Source organism: Streptomyces sp. NPDC002809, from assembly GCF_040295435.1.
GTDB lineage: Bacteria > Actinomycetota > Actinomycetes > Streptomycetales > Streptomycetaceae > Streptomyces.
The window spans coordinates 1-2,565 of sequence record NZ_JBEOVJ010000170.1 but is presented as its reverse complement, the minus strand read 5'-3'; the positions used below and the strand labels follow the sequence as shown (position 1 = coordinate 2,565).

At 68.8% G+C, this 2,565-nt stretch carries 1 protein-coding gene; it reads right to left on the bottom strand.

Annotated features, from left to right (window positions below; translation table 11 throughout):
* On the bottom strand, nt 1–2,525 hold a 2,525-nt coding region (locus ABT025_RS39320; RefSeq protein WP_351003625.1), incomplete at its 3' end, for an acyltransferase domain-containing protein.
* Nucleotides 2,526–2,565: the final 40 nt, after the last annotated feature.

The following is a 2,565-nucleotide window of genomic DNA, read 5'->3' as shown; positions in this document are numbered from 1 at the left end:
GCGCCCTCCTCATCGGCCAGCCACCCCTGAACCGCCTCCAACACCCCACCCAACACCGACCGCACACCCACCACCGGACCCACCGAACCCACCGACGCCACCTCAAACACCGACGGCACCGGCACACCACCACCAGCAACAGCCGTCACCAACGGCCGCCACACCACCTCATGCAACCCACCACCCACACCCGACCCGCCCAACTGCTCCACCGACACCGGACGGGAGACCAACGCACCGACGCTCAGAACGGGCCGGCCAGCCCCGTCGGCCACGAGGACCGACACGCTGTCCTGCCCGGCCGGCGCGATCCGTACGCGAAGAGCCGATGCCCCTGCCGCGTGAAGGGCGACGTTGGTCCAGGCGAAGGGCAACACGGTCGACTCGTCGGTCCGCGAACCGTCATCGATGAGCGCCACGTGCATGGCGGCATCGAGCAAAGCGGGGTGCAGGCCGAAGCGCTGGGCGTCGTCGTGCGCCGAGTCCGGCAGTGCGACCTCCGCGTACAGCTCCTCCCCGGAGGTCCAGGCGGCCTTGAGCCCCTGGAAGACCGGCCCGTAACCGTAGCCGCGCTCCGAAAGGAGGTCGTAGGCTCCCTCGACGCTGACCGCCGTGGCGTCCTTCGGCGGCCATGCAGTCAGGTCCGGGACCGGCGCCCCCACGCCCGTGGCAAGGATGCCTTCCGCGTGACGCGTCCAGGGCTCGTAGCCGGTGCCGTCGCCTCGCGAGTACACGCTGACCGATCGCCGCCCGGTCGGATCGGCTGCGCCGATCGCCACCTGAATCGCGACACCGCCCTGTTCGGGGATGACCAGGGGCGCCTGCAACGTCAGCTCTTCCAGGAGGTCGCATCCGACCTCGTCACCTGCTCTGACGGCCAGCTCGACGAAGGCCGTACCGGGCAGGAGCACGCTGCCCAGCACGCCATGATCGGCGATCCAGGCCTGGGTGGCCAGAGAGAGCCTTCCGGTGAGCACCATCTCATCGGCTTCCGCCAGAGCGACAGAAGCCCCGAGGAGCGGGTGATCGGTGGTGCCCAAGCCGAGCGAGCCGGGGTCGTTGCCGTCGAGTTCGGCTTCCATCCAGTACCGCTCGCGCTGGAATGCGTACGTCGGCAGATCGACGCGGCGGGCACCCGAACCTGCGAAGAACCGGGCCCAGTCCACCGAGGCTCCGGCCACATGCAGCTGGCCCAGCGCAGTGACGGCCGAGACCACCTCCGGCCGCCCCTTACGCACCAGCGGAACGAAGAGAGCCGCATCCGTGTCCACCGTCTGCTGGGCCATCCCGCTCAGCACACCATCAGGACCGACCTCGACGAACGACGTCACACCCCGCGACACGACATACGACACCGCATCCGCGAACCGCACCGCCTCACGCACATGCCGCACCCAGTACTCAGCCGAACCCCAGCCCTCGGACATATCACCCGACACACCCGACACCACCGGAATCGACGGGTCAGCGAACGACAGCCCGGCAACCACCGTCCCGAACTCCGCCAACATCGGCTCCATCAGCGGCGAGTGGAACGCGTGCGACACCCGCAGCACACTCGTCCGACGGCCCTGACCGGCGAACTTCTCCACCAGATCAGCAACCGCCGCCTCCGTACCCGAGACGACGACGGACCGCGGACCGTTGACCGCAGCGATCCCCACCTCACCATTCAGCAGCGGAAGCACCTCGGCCTCCGCCGCCTCCACCGCCACCATCGACCCACCAGCAGGCAACGCCTGCATCAACCGACCCCGCGCAACGACGAGTTCGGCAGCATCCGCCAGGGACAGGGCACCCGACACGTGCGCGGCCGCGATCTCACCGACCGAGTGACCGACCAGGAAGTCCGGACGCACCCCCCACGACTCCACCAGCCGGAACAACGCAGTCTCCACCGCGAACAACCCCGCCTGAGCGAACATCGTCCCGTTCAGCAGACCAGCATCCTCACCCCACACCACCTCACGCAACGACCGCCCCAACCGAGCATCCAGCTCGGCGACCACCGCGTCGAACGCCTCCGCGAACACCGGGAACGCCCCATACAGCTCGCGGCCCATACCAAGCCGCTGCGCACCCTGACCCGTGAACAGGAACGCGACCTTGCCCGCCGGCCGCACCGACCCCCGCACCACCGACGCCGACACACCCCCCTCGGCCAGCGCAGCCAAACCCTGCAACAGCTCCTCACGGTCCGACACCGCAACCACCGCGCGATGCTCCAGCACCGCACGCGACACCACCGACGAGAATCCCGCATCCAACAGCGAAGGAGAGGAGTCCCCCTCCATCAGAGCAAGGAGCTTCCCTGCCTGCGCCGACAGCCCAACTTCACTCCGCGCCGACAACACCACAGGCACTACCGGGAGTTCGTCTGCTTCGGACGCCTCCGGCTCTGCCACCACCGGAGCCTGCTCCACGATCACATGCGCGTTCGTCCCGCTCAGCCCGAACGACGACACACCCACACGCCTCGGCCGATCCCGCACCGGCCAAGCACGCGACTCCGTCAACAACTCCACCGCACCCGCAGCCCAATCCACCTGCGGCGTCGGCACATCC